The 20,370-nt window shown below is 40.7% G+C and carries 19 protein-coding genes and 1 pseudogene; 7 read left to right on the top strand and 13 right to left on the bottom strand.

The features are described 5' to 3' along the window. The first annotated feature begins 6 nt into the window (after positions 1 to 6). Entirely contained in the window at positions 7 to 192 is a 186-nt protein-coding gene (locus tag CSV74_RS00960) for a YlaF family protein (RefSeq protein WP_029052417.1), read from the top strand. A 55-nt stretch (positions 193 to 247) separates the two neighbouring features. Here CSV74_RS00960 and CSV74_RS00955 read toward each other — a convergent pair whose 3' ends face one another. Beyond that, positions 248 to 1,039 carry an inositol monophosphatase family protein gene (locus CSV74_RS00955; RefSeq protein WP_099690279.1) on the bottom strand — a complete coding sequence of 264 codons (792 nt, stop codon included), beginning with the start codon at positions 1,037 to 1,039 and terminating at the stop codon, positions 248 to 250. Positions 1,040 to 1,191: 152 nt separating this feature from the next. Beyond that, on the bottom strand, positions 1,192 to 1,392 hold the full coding sequence (locus CSV74_RS00950; protein ID WP_099669478.1) for a hypothetical protein: 201 nt from the start codon (positions 1,390 to 1,392) through the stop codon (positions 1,192 to 1,194). A gap of 160 nt (positions 1,393 to 1,552) precedes the next feature. On the opposite strand from CSV74_RS00950, the gene CSV74_RS00945 reads away from it, so the two are divergent. Beyond that, entirely contained in the window at positions 1,553 to 2,182 is a 630-nt protein-coding gene (locus CSV74_RS00945; RefSeq protein ID WP_099690559.1) for a YktB family protein, read from the top strand. A 355-nt stretch (positions 2,183 to 2,537) separates the two neighbouring features. Here CSV74_RS00945 and CSV74_RS00940 read toward each other — a convergent pair whose 3' ends face one another. From CSV74_RS00940 to CSV74_RS00925, 4 genes are all read right to left on the bottom strand, one after another. Next, positions 2,538 to 3,224, bottom strand: coding sequence for a DNA alkylation repair protein (locus tag CSV74_RS00940; RefSeq protein ID WP_099690278.1), 687 nt, complete (start codon positions 3,222 to 3,224; stop codon positions 2,538 to 2,540). 24 nt (positions 3,225 to 3,248) lie between these two features. Then, the gene (locus tag CSV74_RS00935; protein ID WP_099690277.1) at positions 3,249 to 3,662 is read right to left on the bottom strand and encodes a CotY/CotZ family spore coat protein; all 414 of its coding nucleotides are present in this window, start codon (positions 3,660 to 3,662) and stop codon (positions 3,249 to 3,251) included. Positions 3,663 to 3,765: 103 nt separating this feature from the next. Then, the gene (locus tag CSV74_RS00930; RefSeq protein ID WP_099690276.1) at positions 3,766 to 4,785 is read right to left on the bottom strand and encodes a YheC/YheD family endospore coat-associated protein; all 1,020 of its coding nucleotides are present in this window, start codon (positions 4,783 to 4,785) and stop codon (positions 3,766 to 3,768) included. A gap of 6 nt (positions 4,786 to 4,791) precedes the next feature. Then, positions 4,792 to 6,015, bottom strand: coding sequence for an ATP-grasp domain-containing protein (locus CSV74_RS00925; protein WP_099690275.1), 1,224 nt, complete (start codon positions 6,013 to 6,015; stop codon positions 4,792 to 4,794). Positions 6,016 to 6,327: 312 nt separating this feature from the next. Between CSV74_RS00925 and CSV74_RS00920 the strand changes: the two genes are divergently transcribed. The 3 genes from CSV74_RS00920 to CSV74_RS00910 all read left to right on the top strand — a co-directional run bounded on the left by CSV74_RS00920 (position 6,328) and on the right by CSV74_RS00910 (position 10,018). Continuing rightward, complete coding sequence (locus CSV74_RS00920) at positions 6,328 to 7,728, top strand: FAD-binding oxidoreductase (RefSeq protein ID WP_099690274.1); 1,401 nt, start codon at positions 6,328 to 6,330, stop codon at positions 7,726 to 7,728. After that, entirely contained in the window at positions 7,725 to 8,699 is a 975-nt protein-coding gene (locus tag CSV74_RS00915; protein ID WP_099690273.1) for a bile acid:sodium symporter family protein, read from the top strand. Before CSV74_RS00920 ends, CSV74_RS00915 begins: the two co-directional genes overlap by 4 nt. 182 nt (positions 8,700 to 8,881) lie before the next feature. Then, entirely contained in the window at positions 8,882 to 10,018 is a 1,137-nt protein-coding gene (locus CSV74_RS00910) for a CapA family protein (RefSeq protein WP_099690272.1), read from the top strand. Positions 10,019 to 10,092: 74 nt separating this feature from the next. Here CSV74_RS00910 and CSV74_RS00905 read toward each other — a convergent pair whose 3' ends face one another. Then, the gene (locus CSV74_RS00905) at positions 10,093 to 10,665 is read right to left on the bottom strand and encodes an SCO family protein (RefSeq protein ID WP_099690271.1); all 573 of its coding nucleotides are present in this window, start codon (positions 10,663 to 10,665) and stop codon (positions 10,093 to 10,095) included. Between the two features lie 348 nt (positions 10,666 to 11,013). On the opposite strand from CSV74_RS00905, the gene CSV74_RS00900 reads away from it, so the two are divergent. Both CSV74_RS00900 and CSV74_RS00895 read left to right on the top strand, forming a co-directional pair. Then, positions 11,014 to 11,817 (top strand): gluconate 2-dehydrogenase subunit 3 family protein, encoded by an 804-nt coding sequence (locus tag CSV74_RS00900; RefSeq protein ID WP_233190712.1) that lies wholly within the window; start codon positions 11,014 to 11,016, stop codon positions 11,815 to 11,817. A 26-nt stretch (positions 11,818 to 11,843) separates the two neighbouring features. Beyond that, on the top strand, positions 11,844 to 13,598 hold the full coding sequence (locus CSV74_RS00895) for a GMC family oxidoreductase (RefSeq protein WP_099690270.1): 1,755 nt from the start codon (positions 11,844 to 11,846) through the stop codon (positions 13,596 to 13,598). Positions 13,599 to 13,687: 89 nt separating this feature from the next. Here CSV74_RS00895 and CSV74_RS00890 read toward each other — a convergent pair whose 3' ends face one another. From CSV74_RS00890 to CSV74_RS00865, 6 genes and pseudogenes are all read right to left on the bottom strand, one after another. Beyond that, positions 13,688 to 14,167 carry an OsmC family protein gene (locus CSV74_RS00890; protein ID WP_051210572.1) on the bottom strand — a complete coding sequence of 160 codons (480 nt, stop codon included), beginning with the start codon at positions 14,165 to 14,167 and terminating at the stop codon, positions 13,688 to 13,690. Between the two features lie 537 nt (positions 14,168 to 14,704). Next, positions 14,705 to 15,097 (bottom strand): hypothetical protein, encoded by a 393-nt coding sequence (locus CSV74_RS00885; protein ID WP_099690268.1) that lies wholly within the window; start codon positions 15,095 to 15,097, stop codon positions 14,705 to 14,707. Between the two features lie 449 nt (positions 15,098 to 15,546). Then, entirely contained in the window at positions 15,547 to 16,623 is a 1,077-nt protein-coding gene (locus tag CSV74_RS00880) for a S26 family signal peptidase (protein ID WP_099690267.1), read from the bottom strand. Continuing rightward, positions 16,616 to 17,116, bottom strand: a complete 501-nt coding sequence (locus tag CSV74_RS00875) for a sigma-70 family RNA polymerase sigma factor (RefSeq protein WP_099690266.1) — start codon at positions 17,114 to 17,116, stop codon at positions 16,616 to 16,618. The genes CSV74_RS00880 and CSV74_RS00875 overlap by 8 nt, the downstream gene beginning before the upstream one ends. Positions 17,117 to 17,135: 19 nt before the next feature. Next, positions 17,136 to 18,425 carry a polysaccharide deacetylase family protein gene (locus tag CSV74_RS00870; protein WP_099690265.1) on the bottom strand — a complete coding sequence of 430 codons (1,290 nt, stop codon included), beginning with the start codon at positions 18,423 to 18,425 and terminating at the stop codon, positions 17,136 to 17,138. A gap of 195 nt (positions 18,426 to 18,620) precedes the next feature. After that, a pseudogene (locus tag CSV74_RS00865) lies at positions 18,621 to 20,215 on the bottom strand (long-chain-fatty-acid--CoA ligase). Positions 20,216 to 20,370 lie beyond the last annotated feature (155 nt).

The following is a 20,370-nucleotide window of genomic DNA, read 5'->3' as shown; positions in this document are numbered from 1 at the left end:
ATTTTTTTGAAAGACATTAAGTGGATTTTCGTAATGTATTCACTCGGCGCCGTACTTTCCATGTCCGCAATTGGTATTGGAGTAGGTATGCGTAGCATATTAGTTGTCGTTCTCGCAATTGTCGCTCTACTTTTAATAATGGGTAATGGATTTAAAACAAAAGCACGTATGCGTAGAGAAGGCACGCTATAAATAACTCAAAGGGACTGTACATTAAACCGTGTAGGTTTAACAAACAGCCCCTTTTTTATTTTAGTCGGATATATTTTGATAAAATTTCTTCATGTAGTCCTGGACGTGTGACAATAAATGTGTCAGATCCAAGGAGGTGCGGTGTCACACCTTCTAAATTTGTTGCTACAGCTCCTACTTCTTGCGCAATGACGATTCCACCAGCTATATCCCAAGGTGCTAGCCGCATAGAAATATACGCGTCAATCCTTCCAGACGATACATACGCTAGTTCAATCGCTGCCGAACCATATGAACGCGTCCCGCGGCAACGTGTGACGAGCTCAATAATCTTTTCATTTTCCACTCGATGGTTGGGAGCAACCCAACTAGCATTGATACCAATAATCGCATCTTCAAGTGGTGTGATTTCCAACTGCGGGAGACGCTCATCATTGAAATAAGCACCTTCATCCTTTGCAGCATGGTATAACTCATCCCGCATTACATCATATATGTAGCCCAGCATCCCCACGCCGTCTACATAAATCCCCAATGAAATCGCAAAGTTTCTTCTTTGATGGATAAAATTCATCGTTCCATCAATTGGATCCAGGAACCAAACTACTCCGTCAAGCGAAGTGATCTTATCTCCAAATCCCTCTTCTGAAACCATTTTATGCTCTGGAAAATCTTGTTTTACCCGTTCAACAAAAAAGCTTTCAACTTCTCTATCGATATTGGTAACTAAATCATTAGCATCTGCCTTTGAATCGATGTCAATTGTACTAAAAAAAGACACGCGTATTTTGTGGCCAGCCTCTTTGATTAACGATTTCGCATATCGATCTATCGCATTAAGATTCATTCTGCCACCTCTTCCCATTCCGACTATCGCTAGTATAACACAGAGGCAACGGAACAAAAGAGATAACAGTTACAGCATATTAAGTAAAAAGACACCCCGTCACATTTTCTTCAATTCTGAAGTAAATGGGGATGTCTTTGATTAAGCCATACTTACATCGAAAAAACATTAAGTGTCTCCAATTCATTGTGAATTTCCATCAAACGCAGTTTACTTTTATCTACTTGAACTGTGTCTTCGTCTTGTAGTGCATCGTATAGAGTAGCTAATTCATAATCCAATTCCAATTGTAAAGTTCTCACGTATTCTCTCTCAACATCTTCTTTTCGGATAAAATGAACGACCTGTTTCATAAGTAGCACCCCTTTTAGGTAATATTTGACCTCAACCGCCTTAATAGTAAGATATGCAAAAATTCCGACTTTTAGTGGTTAGAAGCCTTGTTATTTTAAATTATTCCCCGTTTACTGATAAGATAAACGTTGTCACTAGAAACTGGAGGAGATTTTCTTGATTCAGCCTTATTGGTCATCAAATGATTTTGATGTTTTTAACATTGATGGCTTAGATCATCGCATGAAAGCTTTGCAGGAAAAGATACAGCCGAAGTTCATAGAATTAGGTAATCATTTTGCACACCGCCTTTCCGCACACGGTACGGGTGAGTTTTTTCCTCATGTCGCAAAACACGCAAGACGAACTGTCAATCCGCCACGAGATAGCTGGGTGGCATTCGCTCCTGCTAAGCGAGGCTATAAAGCGTTACCTCACTTTCAGATTGGCTTATGGGGCACTCATTTATTCATCGTACTAACAATTATTTATGAAAATCCCGATAAAAAAGGGATTGCTGAGCGATTGGAGAAAGATATAAACGTAATGTCTTCGTTACCGAACGATTTTGTGGTGTCCGGAGATCATATGAAACCTGAAGCTGAGCGTATAAGCGAAGTGGGTACAGAAGGACTTGAGAAGTTACTGGATCGTCTACAAACTGTGAAAAAAGCAGAGTTTTTAGTCGGCCGTCACCTGTCAAGAGATGAGGCATCCAAAATGAGTGAAGAGCAATTTTATGAGTATGCAGAGGATACGTTCACGAAGTTATTGCCTGTTTATGATGTAGTTATTCATTCCTTTGACTGAAAATCAACATGGTAAATAAGACCACACCGTTGATCAACGTTCTAGGCGAATGTTACCTTTTACGATCGACTAATATGGAATTCTGGAGAAAAGAGTCCATGTAAAAGTGAGATTAAAAATAAGAGGTTGGGACAGAACAGAAAAAACGTAAGGGGGAATGTAAGTCCTTTACGCTTTTTTCTGTTCTTATCAGTAAATATTTTTTTAGAGTATCAGAGTGTACCGGAACGGAGAAAGGCCGACTCCTGAGGGATCAGCGTGCGTCTTGAGACCCTGGACAGGTGCCTTAATTTCTGCAAAGTACACAGAAATACGGCAGGGAAACGGGTTGAGATAGTTATGTCCCAGCCTCTTGTTAACGCCTTTTCATACTCCGAATCACTTTTTTCATATCTTGCTCCACACGCGTCGACTCTGTGATTTTCTGTAACGCTTTATTATACGTAAACAAATCCAATGAATTCTCCTTAGCCAAATAATCCATTGTTTTATCAGGGAGCTTTACAAAACAAATAGACAACGCCCAAGCAACCGCCATTTTGACGTAGTATCCTTCATGTTGCACACGATCTAGTAAACCGAGTACCCTATCGATATAGTCGGGCTCACTATAATAAATAAGTAGCATGACAATTCCGAAGCGCAGTTCATACTCTTTATCAGAATCCATATATGGTTGGAGGAATGACCAAACACGTTCTTTATTGTGCTTGGTCACTTTTAACCCCGAACAAAAACTATCGCAAACGGACCAATTATCTATTTTCGGGACAAATTTCGCTACATACATCAAAAGCTCTTCCAAGTCCGCTTTCACGTAACCTATGACCAAGCCTTGTAACATCACTTCTTCAAAATACTGATCTTTCGCCGTCTGTAGATACGCCCGCCAATCATCTTTCGCAATCTCTTTTGCGAGTTTACGGAGCTCTGGCATACGCACTCCAAGTATATGATCGACATTCGGAATGAGTGCTGATGAAAACTTCTGATAGTCGGAATCAATTCGTTCAACTAGTTGTCTTCTAATGGTCTTGTGCATATCGTATCACCTTTTAGTTTATATTTATTTTTTCGGCTCAATAGTAGGTAGTTTTTTATCAACTAGCTTAGGGGAAAATGGTGTGATTGTGCAAAAACAATTGATGTTGACTATGATACAGCTTTTGGTCTTCTTGAGGGAGTACAATTCTTCACAGGAGTCCACTGGATTTCCTTCCAAATCGACTGGCTCTAGTAAGGTTAAAGTTGCACAGCATGTATCTATATCGAGCTTTTCCAATCTAAAATACGGGGTCTTTATACAGTGATAATGGGCGCTGAATGGTTTGTGTAATTCACAATCATGAAGTGTAAAGGGGATCGTATCGTAGAGAGGAAACGAACAGACATATTGAAATCCATGACAAAATTTCCCCATCAATTCTTGCTCTTCCAACAATTTTTTCATCTCCACACACATCACACTTGGTTTATTCATTTATACCCTTCCCTTCTTATATACCTATCTACTATATATATGACAACGCTGAAAGATGGGTTAGGTGCGGTCAAGCATTAATTAGAAATTATTGGAATACACATTAGGTAGTTTTATTCTGTTTCGCAACATACACTGCATAAGGAAGTAGGTTCTTTGCTACTTCAAAAACAATTTCGTCATTTCCCGGTCTCCAATTCACTTCGAATATCCAGAGCTTATTATTTTCATCGACACCAATATCAATCCCGAGCTCATCAAATTTCACATCGAATGTACTTTCAAATTCATTAGTGAATCGGTCAGCAAACTTTTCTAAAGTCTGCCTCATATTCCTTCGTTCATCGCCAAATTCTCTTTCTAAAAACGACCTCAATACCCCCATACTACCACCACGTGAAATATTACTAGTCACTCGATCCATTGTGCCGATCCGAGGATAAATAAGCGAAATCATCCATTTCCCCTCCCCGTCCTTTTGAACATGTAGTCTAAAATCATACGGATTTCCTTCTTTTGTTCGGCAGGATATATATGGCTGGACTAAATAGTCTGTCTCACTGATTATGTCATGAAGATCGGAAATAAGTTGTTTTCGATTAGTGGCTGTCTTCTCTGTGTCAACTATCTTATGAAACTGCTCGCCATCTTGCTCGATAAACCAAATCCCCCTTCCTTGACTGCCGGATACTGGTTTAATCATCACTTTTTTATATTTCGTCAATGCTTTCAACACAACATCAGGTTGCTCGACCCGTACGGATGGAATTAAATAATCCTCAAATTCTGGCATTTTACTGATCCTTCTATAAACACTCATCTTATTGCCGACAGAGTGTGAAGTAAAAGGGATTATATCACTTAATTTTGTGTATACGTCGATTTCCTCATCGGTTTTCATCGCACATGCATTGTAAATGACGTCTGGAAACAATAAGTCTTTTTGAATCCACTCGCCCTGTTCATATACATAACCTGAAATTACTTTCTTCTTAAAATTCACGTTACGTGGTGAAAAATAGTAAAAATTTACTCCTTCCATTTTAGCAACAGCTGCCCAAGCGAAAGCTTTCTTTACTTTGCTCGGGTGTTTCTTTGAATGCAACATCCCCACTGTAATCATCTGCGCTCACTCCTCATCAGTTTCTATATAGAACTTAATATTCTTCGCTGCTTGCAAGGCGTTTCGTTTCGCTTTTGATGATGAATCACCGGAAGCTATGACATAGCCATATCGATTTCCCATCGAAATAGGTGGTGTCATGAATGTGCCTTTTCGCGGCTTCACGTAGACCTCCCGCACTCCTTCATGCTTCATTGCATTATTTTTTCCTGTTACTTTCAATAACGTGCCATAAGCATTCACGGTAATATAGTGCGTATAAATATGATTTTCGTGCCTTCTTTTCAAATTTACTTCTTCACCTATAAATAGCTTCAATGTTTCTTCCATTAAATTAATTCCATACGCCTCTTCTATCATGCGATTCATGGCACCACCCGATATTCTCGGATTCAACTCAATCAACTTCCAGGTATCCCTGACATATCGTAGTTCAAGGTGACAAGCTACATTTTTCGCTCCAAGATCCTTGCAAATGGATTCCACTGTTTTAAAAAGCTTGGCATCTAAGCTTTTCTCTAATGATAGTTGAATATCATAACCTGTAATGATGAACTTCAGATCTTTTTTAATATCCTGTTTTATCACCGCAATTAAATGAAGCTTCCCGTTCACCACTACTAATTCAACTAAATACTGCGGGCCATCCAAATACTCTTCGATCACAATTTGCTGGGCAGGATGGACTTTCAACATACTCTTCATAACACGCGTCATTTCCTCTTGATTATCAACTAGATACACATCTCTTGATGCCTTTGAAAGTGGCGACTTGATAATGAGAGGGAATATCTCTTGCTCGCTGATGAATTGCTTCAAATCTGTCGACGGTTCATAAATGATGAATTTTGGTGTCGCTTCGTTTTTAGCTAATGCGGTTCTAGTTAACACTTTATCCTCCATTTTCAGATAAGCATCAACGGAAATTTTTGAATAACAAAATTCATTCGCAAGATGGGCAGCCATCGATACAAATGGATCTACGAAACTGAAAATTCCTCTCAACTTCATTCCCGACTTCTGTAATTCATGAATCTGTTGTCGAATTATCTCTTCTGTTATGCCGTCAACGTGAATCATTTGTGTAACTTCCGGAAATTCATCTCTTTGTTCGAGATACTTCTTATTCTGGGTTAACAACACCGTGGCATAGCCTATCCTTTCTGCAGCCTTTATGGCCTCCCTGCTCGAACCACTCTTCGTGGTTTCCACAAACAAAATAGTATCCATTTCACACTCTCCTTAGCTAAAGCCTGTTGATCATTTGTATGGGTTAATGAAAATACAAACAAAACAGTCACTTAATCTGGCGTTCTTCTATTCATATGAAAGGTTACAGCTAGTCAGATAGGCCTCGAACATGCGTAAGTATAGTTTTTATGCCTGTGAAACTTTGAATAAAAATAGTAAATTAAGCAAATGATCATTGAATTGTTCAGATTAGTAAGTATAATAGTATAATGTCCTGTAGAATAGTTTAAATATTCTAATCAGTAGAACTACTTTCAACAAAACTAATTCACCATTAAGGGGAGATCAACTATGACAGCGACTACTGAAAAAATCGTCCAGTCTTTACAAGAAGTTTTAACCAATGAACAAGTGACCATTAATGAAACCGTGCGTGAACTTCACGGCAAAGATGAATCCTACCATACAATGAAATTACCTGATATCGTCGTATTCCCTTCTTGTACGGAAGATGTAAGCAAGATTATGCGCGTATCAAAGGAGCTAAACGTAGCTGTCATTCCATTCGGACTTGGCTCGAGCCTAGAAGGTAGTGTCATTCCGGATAATGGTGGAATCACCATCGACTTTTCAAACATGAACGCCATTCTAGACGTACGTGCAGAAGATTTCCTCGTGACTGTACAGCCAGGTGTCACGCGGACTCAATTAAATAAAGAATTGAAGAAACATGGTTTGTTCTTCTCTGTTGATCCAGGGGCAGACGCGACACTTGGGGGCATGGCAGCAACGAATGCTAGCGGCACGACTTCCGTCAAATACGGCGTGATGCGTGATCAAGTACGTGACCTTGAAGTAGTAACAGCAGACGGAACAGTCATACATACGGGAAATAAAGCGGCTAAGTCTGCATCTGGTCTTCATTTGAACGGATTATTCGTTGGTTCGGAAGGAACTCTAGGGTGCTTCACCGAGCTGACATTGCGCGTCTATGGTATTCCTGAATTTACAACTGCAGCTCGTGCTTCTTTCCCGACTGTCAAGGATGCAGTAGAAGCAGTTGTTTCGATCTTACAAGCAGGTGTTCCAATCGCACGTGTTGAATTAGTCGATGAATCCTCGATGCGTCAAGTAAATATATTCAGCGAAACGAATTATCAAGAACAGCCGACACTATTCCTTGAGTTTCATGGCAATGAAGCGGGACTTCAACAAGACGTCGAATTTACGAAAGAAATCGTGGCGGATCACCACTGTGAACATATCGAATTCGAAACAGACAATGCGGAACGAAATCGCCTGTGGGAAGCACGCCACAATCTGGCATACGCTTATATCCACGGGAATCCTGGTAAAAAATTAATGGTTACAGACGTCTGTCTGCCGATTTCAGAACTAGCAGAAGCTGTCAATCATGCGCGCGAGGTAGTCGAGTCGCTTGACATGCCTGGAGGAATTGTCGGCCATGTAGGCGATGGCAACTTCCACGTCTTGCTGATGATGGATATGAATGATCCAGCAGAACTAGCGAAAGCCGATGAATTAAATGAAAAGATCGTTCACTACGCACTTGAACGTGGCGGTACTTGCACAGGAGAGCACGGCGTCGGAATTGGCAAACAGAAATACCAGCAGCAAGAACATGGTCCTGCACTTCTCGTTATGCAGAAAATTAAACAGGCTCTTGATCCTGATAACTTGCTCAATCCAAATAAAATTTTTCACGTTGAATCCGAGGTGATCGAACTATGAAAGCACTCGAAGCAATCGGCTCTATCGCAGGAAAGTACTTTGCCTTTTGGGTCATCCTAGTCGCCTTGATCGCGTTCATGTTCCCTACTCCTTTTCTCGGATTAGGTGCATACATTACGATTTTACTCGGCGTTGTCATGTTTGGAATGGGACTGACGTTACGAGCAGTGGACTTCAAAATCATTTTGACAAATCCGCTCCCCGTAATCATTGGTGTAGCGGCACAGTTTGTCGTTATGCCGTTGGTTGCATTCGGTCTTGCCTATTTATTGAAGCTGCCACCTGAACTAGCAGCCGGTTTGGTATTGCTTGGATCCGTTCCAGGGGGTACTGCTTCAAACGTTATGGTCTATCTAGCAAAAGGAAATCTCGCATTATCAGTGGCGATGACATCCCTTTCTACTTTATTGGCACCACTTGTCACGCCACTAGTATTACTATGGTTAGCTGGCCAATGGTTGCCAGTCGATGCGTTATCGATGTTCAAATCGATTGTACAAGTCATCATTATTCCGATTGCACTAGGTTTACTCATTCAACGATTCTTCCCTAGGGCGGTTGCCAAAAGTGTATCCATCGTCCCGATCATTTCGGTTGTCGCGATCCTTATTATTGTTGCTGCGGTCACTTCTGCAAATGCAGGCAACGTCGTGAGCTCAGGTTTCATCGTATTTATCGCTGTGTTCTTGCATAACGGTATCGGATTACTTCTCGGTTATTTGATTGCACTTGGACTTGGATTGAACGAAAACGACAGACGGGCCATTTCACTCGAAGTCGGCATGCAAAACTCAGGTCTTGGTGTAGCACTCGCTACTGCTCACTTCGGTCCACTTGCCGCACTGCCAAGCGTATGGGGTGCGATCTGGCATAATATCTCTGGTCCAATACTTGCAACGATCTGGTCGAAGAAGCCGACTACGAATGTCGAAGAACAGAAAGTCCTGATTCAAGCAAAGGCAAATTTATAATAAGAAGAAAACGTCAGACCTCGATATCGTTGTCGAAGTTTGGCGTTTTATATATAAAAAAGTAGATTAAAATATTTTATTATGATTATTTGCAAATTTAATTGTTTACTATTCTCCTAGTGTGCTATCGTTAGTTTTGGAGATTTACAAAGAATAGTAATTGTAGATATGGAGAGATTAGCGTGAAGAAGAAATGGCTCGTTGCATCTTTGGCCTTTGTTTGGATTATAGGTGGCGTAATATTATGGAACGACTGGAATGGCAGAGAACGTGCATTATCTGACAATGCAGATAGAAAAGCCCCAAAAGTTACTGCACATGATCCGTCTAAAAACATGACTGAAGTAGAACCAGAACATAAACTAGAAGAAACGATTATCAATACGGCGACAATCGGTATGGTTGGCGATGTATTATTGCATAATCCAATTTACACGTATCCTAACTTTGATTTTGCATTCGAAGCAGTAAAAGAGAAAATGGCAAGTATTGATTTTCTCTTGGCGAACCAGGAATCTATGCCTGGCGGTGCCGAACTTGGATTATCTACCTATCCAAAATTCAACAGTCCAAAACACATACTACCCGCTTTACAAAATGTTGGCGTTGACATGGTTACATTCGCCAACAATCATACATTTGATAAAGGTGAAATAGGCGTGCACAAAGCGATTGAACATGCGCAAGAATACGGCATGCAGTATGTAGGCGCGTATGAATCATTTAAAGACCGCAAGACTCAACGGATTGTCGAAGTCAACGGTATCAAAATCGGAGTGCTCGCCTATACGTACGGCACAAATGTAGAACTAGACTTGCGTGGTAAAGAATACTTAGTTAACTACATCGATCGTGAACGGATGGAAAATGAAATTCAGCAAATGAAACCTATGGTAGATGTTACAATCGTATCTCTGCACTGGGGTCCTGAGTATCAATTGGAGACGTCCGATGATCAAGCAGAACTTGCGCAATTCGTTTCGGATGCGGGTGCTGATGTGCTGTTTGGACATCACCCACATGTCTTACAACGCTACGGAGAAGTGGGTAATACCAAAGTGTTCTTCTCACTAGGTAATTTCTATTCTGCCCAACCGTTCGACTATACGAACTTCGGTGGAATCGCAAGACTATCTGTAACGAAAGAACAAACAGGTAATCAAAAGACTGTAACTATCGAAGATCCACACTTCTTACCGACTGGCGTCATTAAAGATCAAGAGAACCGATTTAAAGTTGTCCCTCTTCATGAAGCCAATTCAACCATTCATTACAATGAAGAATGGGTGGAAAACCATGTCGGTGTACCGAAATGGTAAACAGATAAAACACATAACGCCTTTCTAATCACTCGATTAGAAAGGCGTTATGTGTTTTATTGAATAACATTTTATTATTTACCTAACACTGTCTTAACATCTTCTATCAACAATTCATTTTCGGTCGCTGTTAAGCCATCGTATCTTTTCACAATTTCACCATCAGGATTAACTAAATAAAAATAATAGCTGTGCGCACGTTGATCTAATGCTCCACTTTCCAATATAGAAAGGAATGTGTTTCTAGACAATTCTTGAATGGTTTTAAAATCATAGCCCGTCAAAAAACTCATCGTACTAAGATCCGCTCCAAAATCTGCAGCATAATTCCTTAATACATCTGGTGTATCATTTTCAGGATCTATACCGAACGAGACAATACGGGGTTCCAAACCTTCTTCTTTTAATCTTTCTTGAACATCGACCATATTAGCGGTCGTTCTTGGGCATACTGTAATGCAGTTTGTATAGGAGAAGTAGGCAATCCACCAGTCACCCTTTAAATCCTTCAAGCCAAGCGGTTCGTTATCCTGTGTAGTGAATTCAAAATCTGGGATTGTTTCAGACATATTCGTTTCAATCTTCTTATTGCAGCCGCTTAGAATAAGAATTGTCGTAAATAAAATAACCGCAATTTTTACTTTCATTAAGATCCTCCCTTTTTTAGTATGTCGCAATAAATAAAGTGATGTTCTACAACTAACTTCTGTCTATTATTGCTCATTTTTCATTCATTGATCTCATGTCTTGAATGATTGTATCATTTTTATTCCAACTTATCGTACTTGACCTGTTTAGTCGAATCAAATACATACCGACACTGTATCACAATCTACTACTTCTTCACTTACAATATCAAAAAAAACTCAATAAAAAATGACAATTGAATATCTTGTTGTCTAAATATGATAAATAAGGGTAAGAATAAATAGTACGCTTTATGTGAAACTCACAATGTTCAGTAAAAAAGCTTTTACTTATAAGGAGGGGTTAGAGTGGCAGATCAACAACCACCCAAAGACGTAAATGGGAAGTCGCAACACGAGCAAGATATGGGTCGAAGAAATTTTCTGAAAAACACTGGACTTGTAGCGGGTGGACTCGTCGGTGGATCTCTTTTCGGAGGTTTAATTTCTGGCGGTTTGGATAAGAAAAATGAGAATACACCTCAAAACGATAGCAACAAAGGTATCGAAGTAACACAAGCTCGTCAATTCTTCACGCGTCATCAAGATTTCAAAGTATTAAATGCAGCGACAGAAATAGTCTTCCCTGAGGACGAACTCGGTCCTGGTGCCATTAAGTTAGGAGTACCCTATTATATCGACAAACAACTAGCTGGACGCTGGGGCGTTAATGCATACGATTATCGACACGCTCCATACGCTATTGATTTAAAGGAAGTCGATCAAACGGCAGGACCAGGCGGTGAACAATCGATTTTGGATCGCGGCATGATCTTCTTGCTTGGACTACGTAAAATAGACGAAGAAAGTCAAAAGCGTTTCGACGTCACTTTTGACCAAGCAACCGAGGAGCAACAAATCGAAATCATGACGGACGTCGAGGCAAACAACGTGCAGATGAGAGGTGTAAAAGCTTCTGAGTTTTTCATTTTGTTAAAACAAGCGACATTAGAAGGCGCTTATTGCGATCCATTGTACGGAGGCAATATTAATATGGAAGGCTGGAAAATGAAAGAGTTTCCGGGCGCAGTGGCTTCCTACGCTAATTATATTGAATCAGACGAATTTGCAAAACTGGATCCCGTCAGTCTAAGAGATTACCAAGGGCACTAAAATAGAAACGGTGAGGAGGATATGCAATGGTAAAAAAACTAAAAAAAGTAGATGCAGTCATCGTGGGTTCAGGGTGGGTCGGTGGAATTGCGGCGGCTGAACTAACAAAAGCTGGATATAATGTGGTCATATTAGAACGAGGTAAAAATAAAAAGCATGAAGACTTTATCGGTACGAAAGACGAATTACGCTATTCTAAACGCTATGAACTCATGCAAGAATTGAATAAAGACACGATTACTTCACGTAACTCCATAAACAAAGAAGCCATACCGGTTCGGAATAATATGAACGCACGTCTCGGAAACCATACAGGAGGTGCAGGTGTTCACTGGAACGGAATGTCTTTCCGTTGGATGCCGTATGATTTCGAAATATATAGTAAGACTGTAGAGCGTTACGGTAAAGATAAAATCCCGAAAGAATCGACGATGCAAGATTGGGGCATTACATACGATGAGCTCGAGCCGTATTTTGATCAATATGAAAAAACAGCAGCCATCTCAGGTGAAGAAAACCCACTTGGTGCTCCACGGTCCGATAAGTATCCGAATCCACCAATGAAGGATACGCCGAATATTCGTCTGTTCACCAAGGCAGCAAAAGCACTCGGTTACCATCCATATCGCATCCCATCCGCTAATGCTTCACAAACGTACACCAATCCAGACGGTGAAACGATCAACGGTTGCGTATACTGTGCCTTTTGCGAAGAATATGGTTGTGACTTTGGAGCGAAAGCAGATCCGATCGGTACGGTGCTCAAGACGGCACATAAAACGGGTAAGATGGAGATTCGTAATGACGCGTTCGTTAATCGAGTAAGCCACGACGGAAAGAAAGCGAACGGGTTAGTCTATACCGATACAACGACTGGTGAAGAATTCGAACAACCAGCAGATATCGTAGTACTTGCAGGTTTCGTCTTTACGAACACAAAGCTGTTGTTACATTCTAAAATTGGACAGCCCTACGACCCAAAAACAGGACAAGGTATGATCGGCAAGAACTTCACAGGTCACTTCAACAACTTGTCAACGTATATCGGTGCACGTGGATTCTTTGAAGATAAAAAATTCAACAACTTCATGGGTGCTGGCGGAATGGGTTCTTCAATTGGCGACTTCAGTGGAGACAATGAAGATCATACAAACCTCAACTACTTGCATGGCTATGAAGTACACTACAGTCAGCTTGGTTCACGACCTATTGCCAATAATGCAGTTCCATATGATACACCTGGTTGGGGTAAAGAATTTAAAAAGAATTCAATAAAATATTATAACCGCAACCTATTCATCACAGCACAGTCTGGCTTCTTGCCAAACAAGAATTCGTATATGGATTTGGATCCAACATATAAAGACGCACTAGGTAATCCACTTCTTCGTGTCACGGTGGAATATGCAAAACAAGACATCGAACGTGCGAAAGCAGGAGTTGCACGTTGTGAAGAGATCATGAAAGAAATGGGCGCAGACAAAATGAATGTCGATGTAGTAAAAGACGATACTGTATTCGACCATAAATTCTATACGGATCACTTCTTCGGTGGTGCGATCATGGGAGCTTCTCCTGAAAACTCCGTAGTCAACACCTACTCTCAAATGTGGGACATGGAAAACCTATTTGTTGTAGGCGGATCTTCATTCCCTCATACAGGTAACTACAACCCAACCGTTACGATTGGCGCATTCGCATATCGTGCAGCTGAAGGAATGATTAAGTTCTTAAAAGAAGGCGGCAATGTGGCGGTTACACCACTTGAAAAGAACGCTTAATTTTGGATAAATAAATATGCCATCACCTTATCTGAATGGACAAGGCGATGGCATATCTTTATGTCTGAATAAATCTTTGCTCAATCATCTCACTTAATATGCAATGTAACGTCTTCCCTCAAACTAGAAAGGATCGGTGAACGTTCAATTGCAATAGCCGCGATCTCTGCCAGTTGTCCTTTATTCGTAGTAGACTCAGCAGATAACACGATCATCGGCTTCATAATACCGCTATTGCCGCTTTTAATCCCTAGAAATGGCGCTTTATCGCATACTCCAGTGAATACAATTTCCGCTCTGTCTACAGTCACTCCCTGATTATACGCTTCTAAATGGAATGTAACCCCGAAACTAGTAGTGGCCGCAGCGATTAATAATTCAATCGGCATGACTTGTTTTTCTCCTGGCTTTGCAATACCTTCCAGATTAATCTCCTGCAGATCTTTCGTTTCGAGGAACATCATTTCCCCTACTACATACTGGCAAGTCCCCTGCCATTCACTGATTGCGAGTGACGGATCTTGCTCTATCAATTTCTTCATTTCATTCATAATTTTTGTAGTACTCATTTTCAATGCCTCCAGATTATTCTTATGGTGTCTATTATACATGTACAACGTCTATTTGCTAATTAGAGGCGTATTTCCGTTGCCACACACTTTTCTCATGGGACAACTCATTTCTATTTCCAGCGTTAAGTACAGTACCTAAACTCATGATGTTTTGATCGTTAACCAATATCCTCTCTACCTATAGTATTACCCCCACCAAGACTGTAGCTTATCTCATGTGTCATAGACGTCTCCCCCTTTGCACACTATATAGAGTCAAAAAGAAAAAAGAATACAGGGTGTGGAAATATTTTTTCCACACCTATTAATTTTTTTGTAGTTTGTTTAAGTTCTTAGGTTATTGCTAGTAACAAAACTGTCCCATAGAGTAGAACAAAACCCTCCCTTGAGGCGACTATTTTTACCCACTCGTCGTTCCTATATGAACAGTCATACATCCTATTTTGCTAGTTGATAATTTTATCAATAAAAACAGTAGACAAATTTCATTAAAAGTTTGTCTACTGTTTAAATTTTTCTTTATTTTTTTATACTTTATTTTTCAAACATACTCTCAATCAGATCTTCCATATCCTCTGCAGCATGCAGTTCTTTCGACTGAAGGGCATCCAGCTCACCGCTCTCCATCGCTTCCACGCTAAATTTCTCCGTCTTCTCTTCTACACAGTTGACGAATACTGTATAGGCTTCTTTCAGTTCATTGCCTTCCGTTTCAAACGCATTCGGTACTTCCAATGCATACATATCGGCCAGAATCTGCTTGAACTCTACTACTTTCTGCAACCATTGTTCTTTCATTGCTGGTATATCCAGCTCTTGTTTTGAAATGAATTCTTCGGAAATGCCTTCATACTCTTCTGACGCTATGATCAAGCGTTCGTGTAATCCAATGATTTTCTGTAAGTAATCTTTTCTGCTAAGTGCCATCGTATCATCTCCTTGTATGAGTATACATATTTAGTATTTCATCATGTAACTCCCAATGCAAGCAGAAGCGTATGAAGAATCTCTCTTACTTCTTGAAGATGAACTTCTTTCACTCACGATCCCTAGAACAGACTTCGTATCCAAAATATAGTTCCTGCGCGACGTAGAGTAGAACAGTCTTTTTATCTTTCAGTTAGACTCTACATAAACCGTTATGTATAAACACCAGACCGACCCTATATAGCGAGCGGTTGGTTGACGGCTTATGCAAAACAGCTGCCGGTCTGGTATCTTTCTATTTCTTACTTCGATCATGCTTCCATTGTTCTTACGTAATCAAACCAGGCTGGCTCTATAAGCGAGCGGTTGGTTGACGGCTTGTGCTGAACAGGTGCCATCCTGGTTTGCGTGATAGTTTTGGCATCACCTCCTTTACAGCATATACTCCATTATTTTTCCACTATCCATTGTCCAGAGCTTGTATCCCTTCCCATAGTGAACACTTGCTCCACGACACCTTCACGTCCATATTGATAACGTATTTCCACTTTGTCATCGGCAACCGGAATAGCCTTACGATAGGCTGCTTCAAGGAATAGCTCTCCAATTCGGCTCGATTGTGCGAATACCGAGGACTCAGGTAGTTTCTCCAATCCCGTAAGCTGATCATATAAATATAGGTCAAAGTACTGTTCAGGTGTATAGTCGCTCTTAAGTTGATCTGTCAGATAATCTATATAGATCGATTCGGTTTTTTCTTCGGTTGCCACGCCAATCAGTTTGCCGTAAATCTTGTGTACAGGCGTAACAGTCGCCCCTTGTACAGAATCTTTTGCCGGGAAATGGTTCAATAATAAATATTCACGGGCGTTCAATAGCTGATCATATCCTCCAGCAATTGTGACGTTTTGATCCTTATACTGATCCATCAATTCGGATGATAACTGGTTACCGTTGACATTCAACTTGCCATCTTTCAATACCACACGATCTCCAGGGACTGCAACGACTTCATAATAGACACCTGTATACGTCGGTAAGTGACTATTCGTATTCGTAAATGTCCGTACGATGTCGCCTGGTTTATAAACAGAGGCATCGTACAGATCCGCCTTACGTTCTATAACTGGGTGATACGTATCTGTGCTCCACTGGAGTGAAAAGGATTCATCATCTACGTACAAAAGACCGTCCACTTTCTTCACTACAGGTAATGAAGAAAATTCTTCGTAATCAATAGTAGATAACTGATCCTTCTTTTGTAAGGCAGAAATTAAAGCCATATCGTCAAGTGGATCATAAGGCGTACCCGGACCTTGATCAGAAGATAGCTGATTGTCTGAAACTAGATTAAACACTAGCAACAAGGCGACTACCGGCAGTGCCGCCGTGACTAGCAACGCTTGCCAAGAAAACTGTCGCCTTCGCGAAGGTTGAAGGTTTTCATGTACCCGCTGTTTGATTCGTCGTTCCTGTTCCGTTGTATCTCCCATCATCTGGTCCAGTTTTCTTTTAAAATCATTCATAGGTTTCTACCTCCTCTTCCGCAAAAAAATTCTTGAGTTGCAACTTGGCTCTGCGTAATCTCGTCTTGACAGTATTTTCATTGAGCTCAAGAAATTCTGCGATCTCTGCAACCGATTGCTCGTCATAATAATATAAAAGTAATGGCTCACGGTATTTCAATGGCAGCTGGAATAAATGCTTTTCAAGTGAAGCAAGTTGCTCTTGTTCCAACAATTGTTGCTCTGAGCTTTTGGTCAATACAAAAATCGTTTCGAACACTACGTCTTTTTTGTGCTTCCAGGAGCGCAAATAATCTTTTGCGCGATTAGCAGTCATTTTGGTTAAATACGTTTTCATAGAAGCTTCATTACGAAACTGATCACGTTTCTGGAAATACGTAACGAAGACTTCTTGCACAACGTCTTCCGCGGTCGACCAGTTTTTCACGTATAAATAAGCGATGCGTACTAAATAACGCGAATGCTCATTCATGATTTGATCCATTTCATTCATTTGGGCTAATCACTCTCTTCTATGGCCATCTCATGTCTCCGTCAACATACGTTGCAAAATCCTTAAATGACCTTTTTTCTGTCATGCCAAAGCGGTTCACTTCATAATTAGACAATTCCATATTGGCATAACCTTCGACTGTTGTATAGCCGATCAATAATCCTACTTCTTTAGCCGCCGCAATGAACTCTTCATTATATTGTCCATACGGGTAGGCAATAGAAACAGCTGAAGGTACGTGTTGTAAATTTGTCTGCAAGTCTTCGATAATTTCTTCTTCCGTATGTTCGAATACTAAACCTGCTCCACTTTCTACACCTAGTTCATGCAGTGCACATGTATGGGCTTCGAACTGAAATACATCTTTCATTTCATTTAAGTCTTCCGCATTCAAATACTTCAGTAGTCCTCCACCATCAAATGCCGGACCGTCTTTTTCTCTATCGATACGGGCAGAAATAATATGTTGTGGCGATGTAAAGCCATATTGTTTCAAGACGGGATATGCATATTCTTTGGATGACAATAAACCATCATCGAATGTAATAACCAATGCTTTCTCCGGCACAATGAGTCGGCCCTCCAAGTAATCATACAACTGTTGTGAGGTCAATGTCGTAAATTGTTCATCTGCCAAATACGCCATTTGTTTTTCAAAGCTTTCGAGTGAAATCGTGCTCATCTCCGTCTTCATTTGTTTACGAGGTAATACTTGATGATAGAGCAGTACTGGTACCCCTTCATCCATCTTTACAGTCGACTTATGGATATACCCTGTCCGCTCACCCACTTTGATGAGATACCAGTCCTTTTCTTCCTGTATAACAGGGTAGCGATAGCCTTTTCTTAATTGGATCAAGACATCACTTTTACGGTTTGCTTCTGTATACACAGGTGTTTGTTGGGCAGTTTTCACAGCGCCCAGTCGTTCGCTATGTACAGGAACTTTCATCACGTTCTTTTCTACCTTTGCCTGACCTTTACGAATGAAAGCTGGCATCTTGCCTACTCGAATTTCGTAATATTCCTCATCTTCTCCTATGAGCGCAACCGCTTGATTGGCTTGCAGTTCACCGATTCGGATAAGGTTCTCTTGCTTCATATAAATGGGTTGGTCGTTTGTTAGCGTCAATACCTGTTCAAATTCTTTCTCTGTAATGAACGGTTTACTTTGTATAGTTTCTGCAAAAGCTGTAGCTGATTGCTCATGGAACAATGGTACTTCATTTAAATTCCACTTAGCTTCATTTCCCATTATAAATAACAGTAAGCTTGCAAGTACTAGCACACAGCTATATATTTTCTTCATGTGAATCCCCCTATTGTCATTTGCGCACCCTACAGACGGAGGATTCCAGAAAAAGTTTCAAAAGTTTTTTAAAAGTTTTTTGGAGATGATAGTTCTTAGTCAGAACACGATTAACTTTTCTTGAATTCCTTTACTTTTTCACAATAAAAAGCACTCCTTCGCTCGTAGAAGAACGAAAGAATGCTAACCACTCGATTAATTCACTTTACGACCTGTTTTCCCTACCTGATCCCAGTAATCGTCGCGAATTTGTACTTTCAAGATCTTTCCTGACGCTGTTTTTGGAAGTTCTTCCACAAACGTCACGCCTGTCACCGCTTTAAAATGCGCTAAATTCGACCTCGTGAAGTCCATAATATCTTGCTCAGTCGCTACTGAACCGCTCCGCAATACGATTACGCATGCGGCGTTTCTCCCCACTTCTCATGCGGCACGGCAATGACCGCAGCGTCTAGAACAGCAGGATGGTCATAAAGCACACCTTCGATTTCAATAGAAGAAATGTTTTCACCGCCACTGATGACGATGTCTTTCTTGCGGTCGACGATATTGACGTAGCCGTGCTCATCAATCGTCCCCATATCCCCCGTCATCATATAACCATCACGCAACACTTCGTCAGTCGCCTCTTTATTCTTCCAGTAGCCTTTCATGACACCATGACTACGGACTGTGATTTCACCTGTCTGCTGACCATTCTTGGCTACTTCTTCTCCATAGTCGTCAACTAAACGGACATCTACACCAATCATCGAATAGCCTGCTTTGGCTTTTAACTGAAGCTGCTCTTCATCTGTTAAATGTTGGACAGTTGAGCGAATCGTAGAGAACAAACTTAATGGTGAAGTTTCCGTCATACCGTATACTTGAATAAACTCCCAACCAAGTTCTTTTTCGACCCGTGAAATGAATGACGGTGGCGGAGCGGAGCCTGCAACAATTACTCGAATCTTATTATTGAACGTCGGCTTATGCTCTTCGCAATACTGGAAAATCAAATTCAATACAGCCGGTGCCATATGCAAGATCGTGACTTTATACTTCTGAATCGCTTCGATAATAGTCTGCGGTGACGTTTTGCGTAAGCAAACTTGAGAAGCTCCGTTCGCCGTATAATAAAATGGTGATCCCCATCCGTTCACATGGAACATCGGAAGCACATGCAGCAGAACATCGTCATCGGTCACACGCAAATGATGCATGGCACTCATAGCATGCAAATAGTTGTTCCGGTGCGTTAGCATAACCCCTTTCGGATTACCTGTCGTGCCACTCGTATAAAGTAAACTGCACACATCATCCTCTTGCACATCTGCCCGGTCAAACGATTCCGTAGAGAATGATTCAAGCCACACGTCATAATCTACCGTGTCCTCGTCATCCTGCTTATGATGAACAATAATTTTCTCTACCGTATCGAGCGAGTGCTCAATTGGTTTAATAAGATGATATAAATCCTGATCAACAAATAATAACTTCGACTCGCTATGATTTAAAATGAATACATAATCCTCAGGCTTCAATCGTGTATTTAACGGCACCATGACGCCGCCTACTTGATAGAGTCCATAAAATCCTTCAAGCATTTCAATAGAATTTCCACATAAATACGCTACATGATTTCCTTTTTCAATACCCAAGTCACATAACCCGCGTGACAACTGATTCACTCGACCGTTTAACTGCTCGTATGTAAAAGAACGACCTTCTTCTCCAAAAATCGCTTCCTTCCCCCCATACAACGTAACAGCACGATCTAGAAATTGCGTCAAAACTAATGGAACATTCATCTGCATACCTCCTCATTCTGTTCTATTACAATTGTATAGTAAACGCTTCCACTTTACTATATTTTCTAATACTTTAAAATTATTATAATCAATATTTTAGTAGAAACATTCTTCTACCGGTATTTTCATCTATATAATCTGTAGGATGTTTCAAG

The sequence above is a fragment of the Sporosarcina sp. P19 genome (assembly GCF_002743165.1).
In the GTDB taxonomy this organism is placed as follows: domain Bacteria; phylum Bacillota; class Bacilli; order Bacillales_A; family Planococcaceae; genus Sporosarcina; species Sporosarcina ureae.
The sequence above is the reverse complement of the archived record's forward strand: the minus strand, read 5'-3'. Positions and strand labels throughout refer to the sequence as shown.

What these genes read in the sequence shown, in the direction of transcription:
- CSV74_RS00895 (WP_099690270.1), top strand. Translation starts at nt 11,844, where the DNA reads ATGGTAAAAAAACTAAAAAAAGTAGATGCAGTCATCGTGGGTTCAGGG.
- CSV74_RS00885 (WP_099690268.1), bottom strand. Translation starts at nt 15,097, where the DNA reads ATGGCACTTAGCAGAAAAGATTACTTACAGAAAATCATTGGATTACAC.
- CSV74_RS00950 (WP_099669478.1), bottom strand. Translation starts at nt 1,392, where the DNA reads ATGAAACAGGTCGTTCATTTTATCCGAAAAGAAGATGTTGAGAGAGAA.
- CSV74_RS00875 (WP_099690266.1), bottom strand. Translation starts at nt 17,116, where the DNA reads ATGAATGAAATGGATCAAATCATGAATGAGCATTCGCGTTATTTAGTA.
- CSV74_RS00920 (WP_099690274.1), top strand. Translation starts at nt 6,328, where the DNA reads ATGACAGCGACTACTGAAAAAATCGTCCAGTCTTTACAAGAAGTTTTA.
- CSV74_RS00930 (WP_099690276.1), bottom strand. Translation starts at nt 4,785, where the DNA reads ATGATTACAGTGGGGATGTTGCATTCAAAGAAACACCCGAGCAAAGTA.
- CSV74_RS00940 (WP_099690278.1), bottom strand. Translation starts at nt 3,224, where the DNA reads ATGCACAAGACCATTAGAAGACAACTAGTTGAACGAATTGATTCCGAC.
- CSV74_RS00935 (WP_099690277.1), bottom strand. Translation starts at nt 3,662, where the DNA reads ATGAATAAACCAAGTGTGATGTGTGTGGAGATGAAAAAATTGTTGGAA.
- CSV74_RS00870 (WP_099690265.1), bottom strand. Translation starts at nt 18,425, where the DNA reads ATGAAGAAAATATATAGCTGTGTGCTAGTACTTGCAAGCTTACTGTTA.
- CSV74_RS00915 (WP_099690273.1), top strand. Translation starts at nt 7,725, where the DNA reads ATGAAAGCACTCGAAGCAATCGGCTCTATCGCAGGAAAGTACTTTGCC.
- CSV74_RS00880 (WP_099690267.1), bottom strand. Translation starts at nt 16,623, where the DNA reads ATGAATGATTTTAAAAGAAAACTGGACCAGATGATGGGAGATACAACG.
- CSV74_RS00925 (WP_099690275.1), bottom strand. Translation starts at nt 6,015, where the DNA reads ATGGATACTATTTTGTTTGTGGAAACCACGAAGAGTGGTTCGAGCAGG.
- CSV74_RS00955 (WP_099690279.1), bottom strand. Translation starts at nt 1,039, where the DNA reads ATGAATCTTAATGCGATAGATCGATATGCGAAATCGTTAATCAAAGAG.
- CSV74_RS00905 (WP_099690271.1), bottom strand. Translation starts at nt 10,665, where the DNA reads ATGAAAGTAAAAATTGCGGTTATTTTATTTACGACAATTCTTATTCTA.
- CSV74_RS00890 (WP_051210572.1), bottom strand. Translation starts at nt 14,167, where the DNA reads ATGAGTACTACAAAAATTATGAATGAAATGAAGAAATTGATAGAGCAA.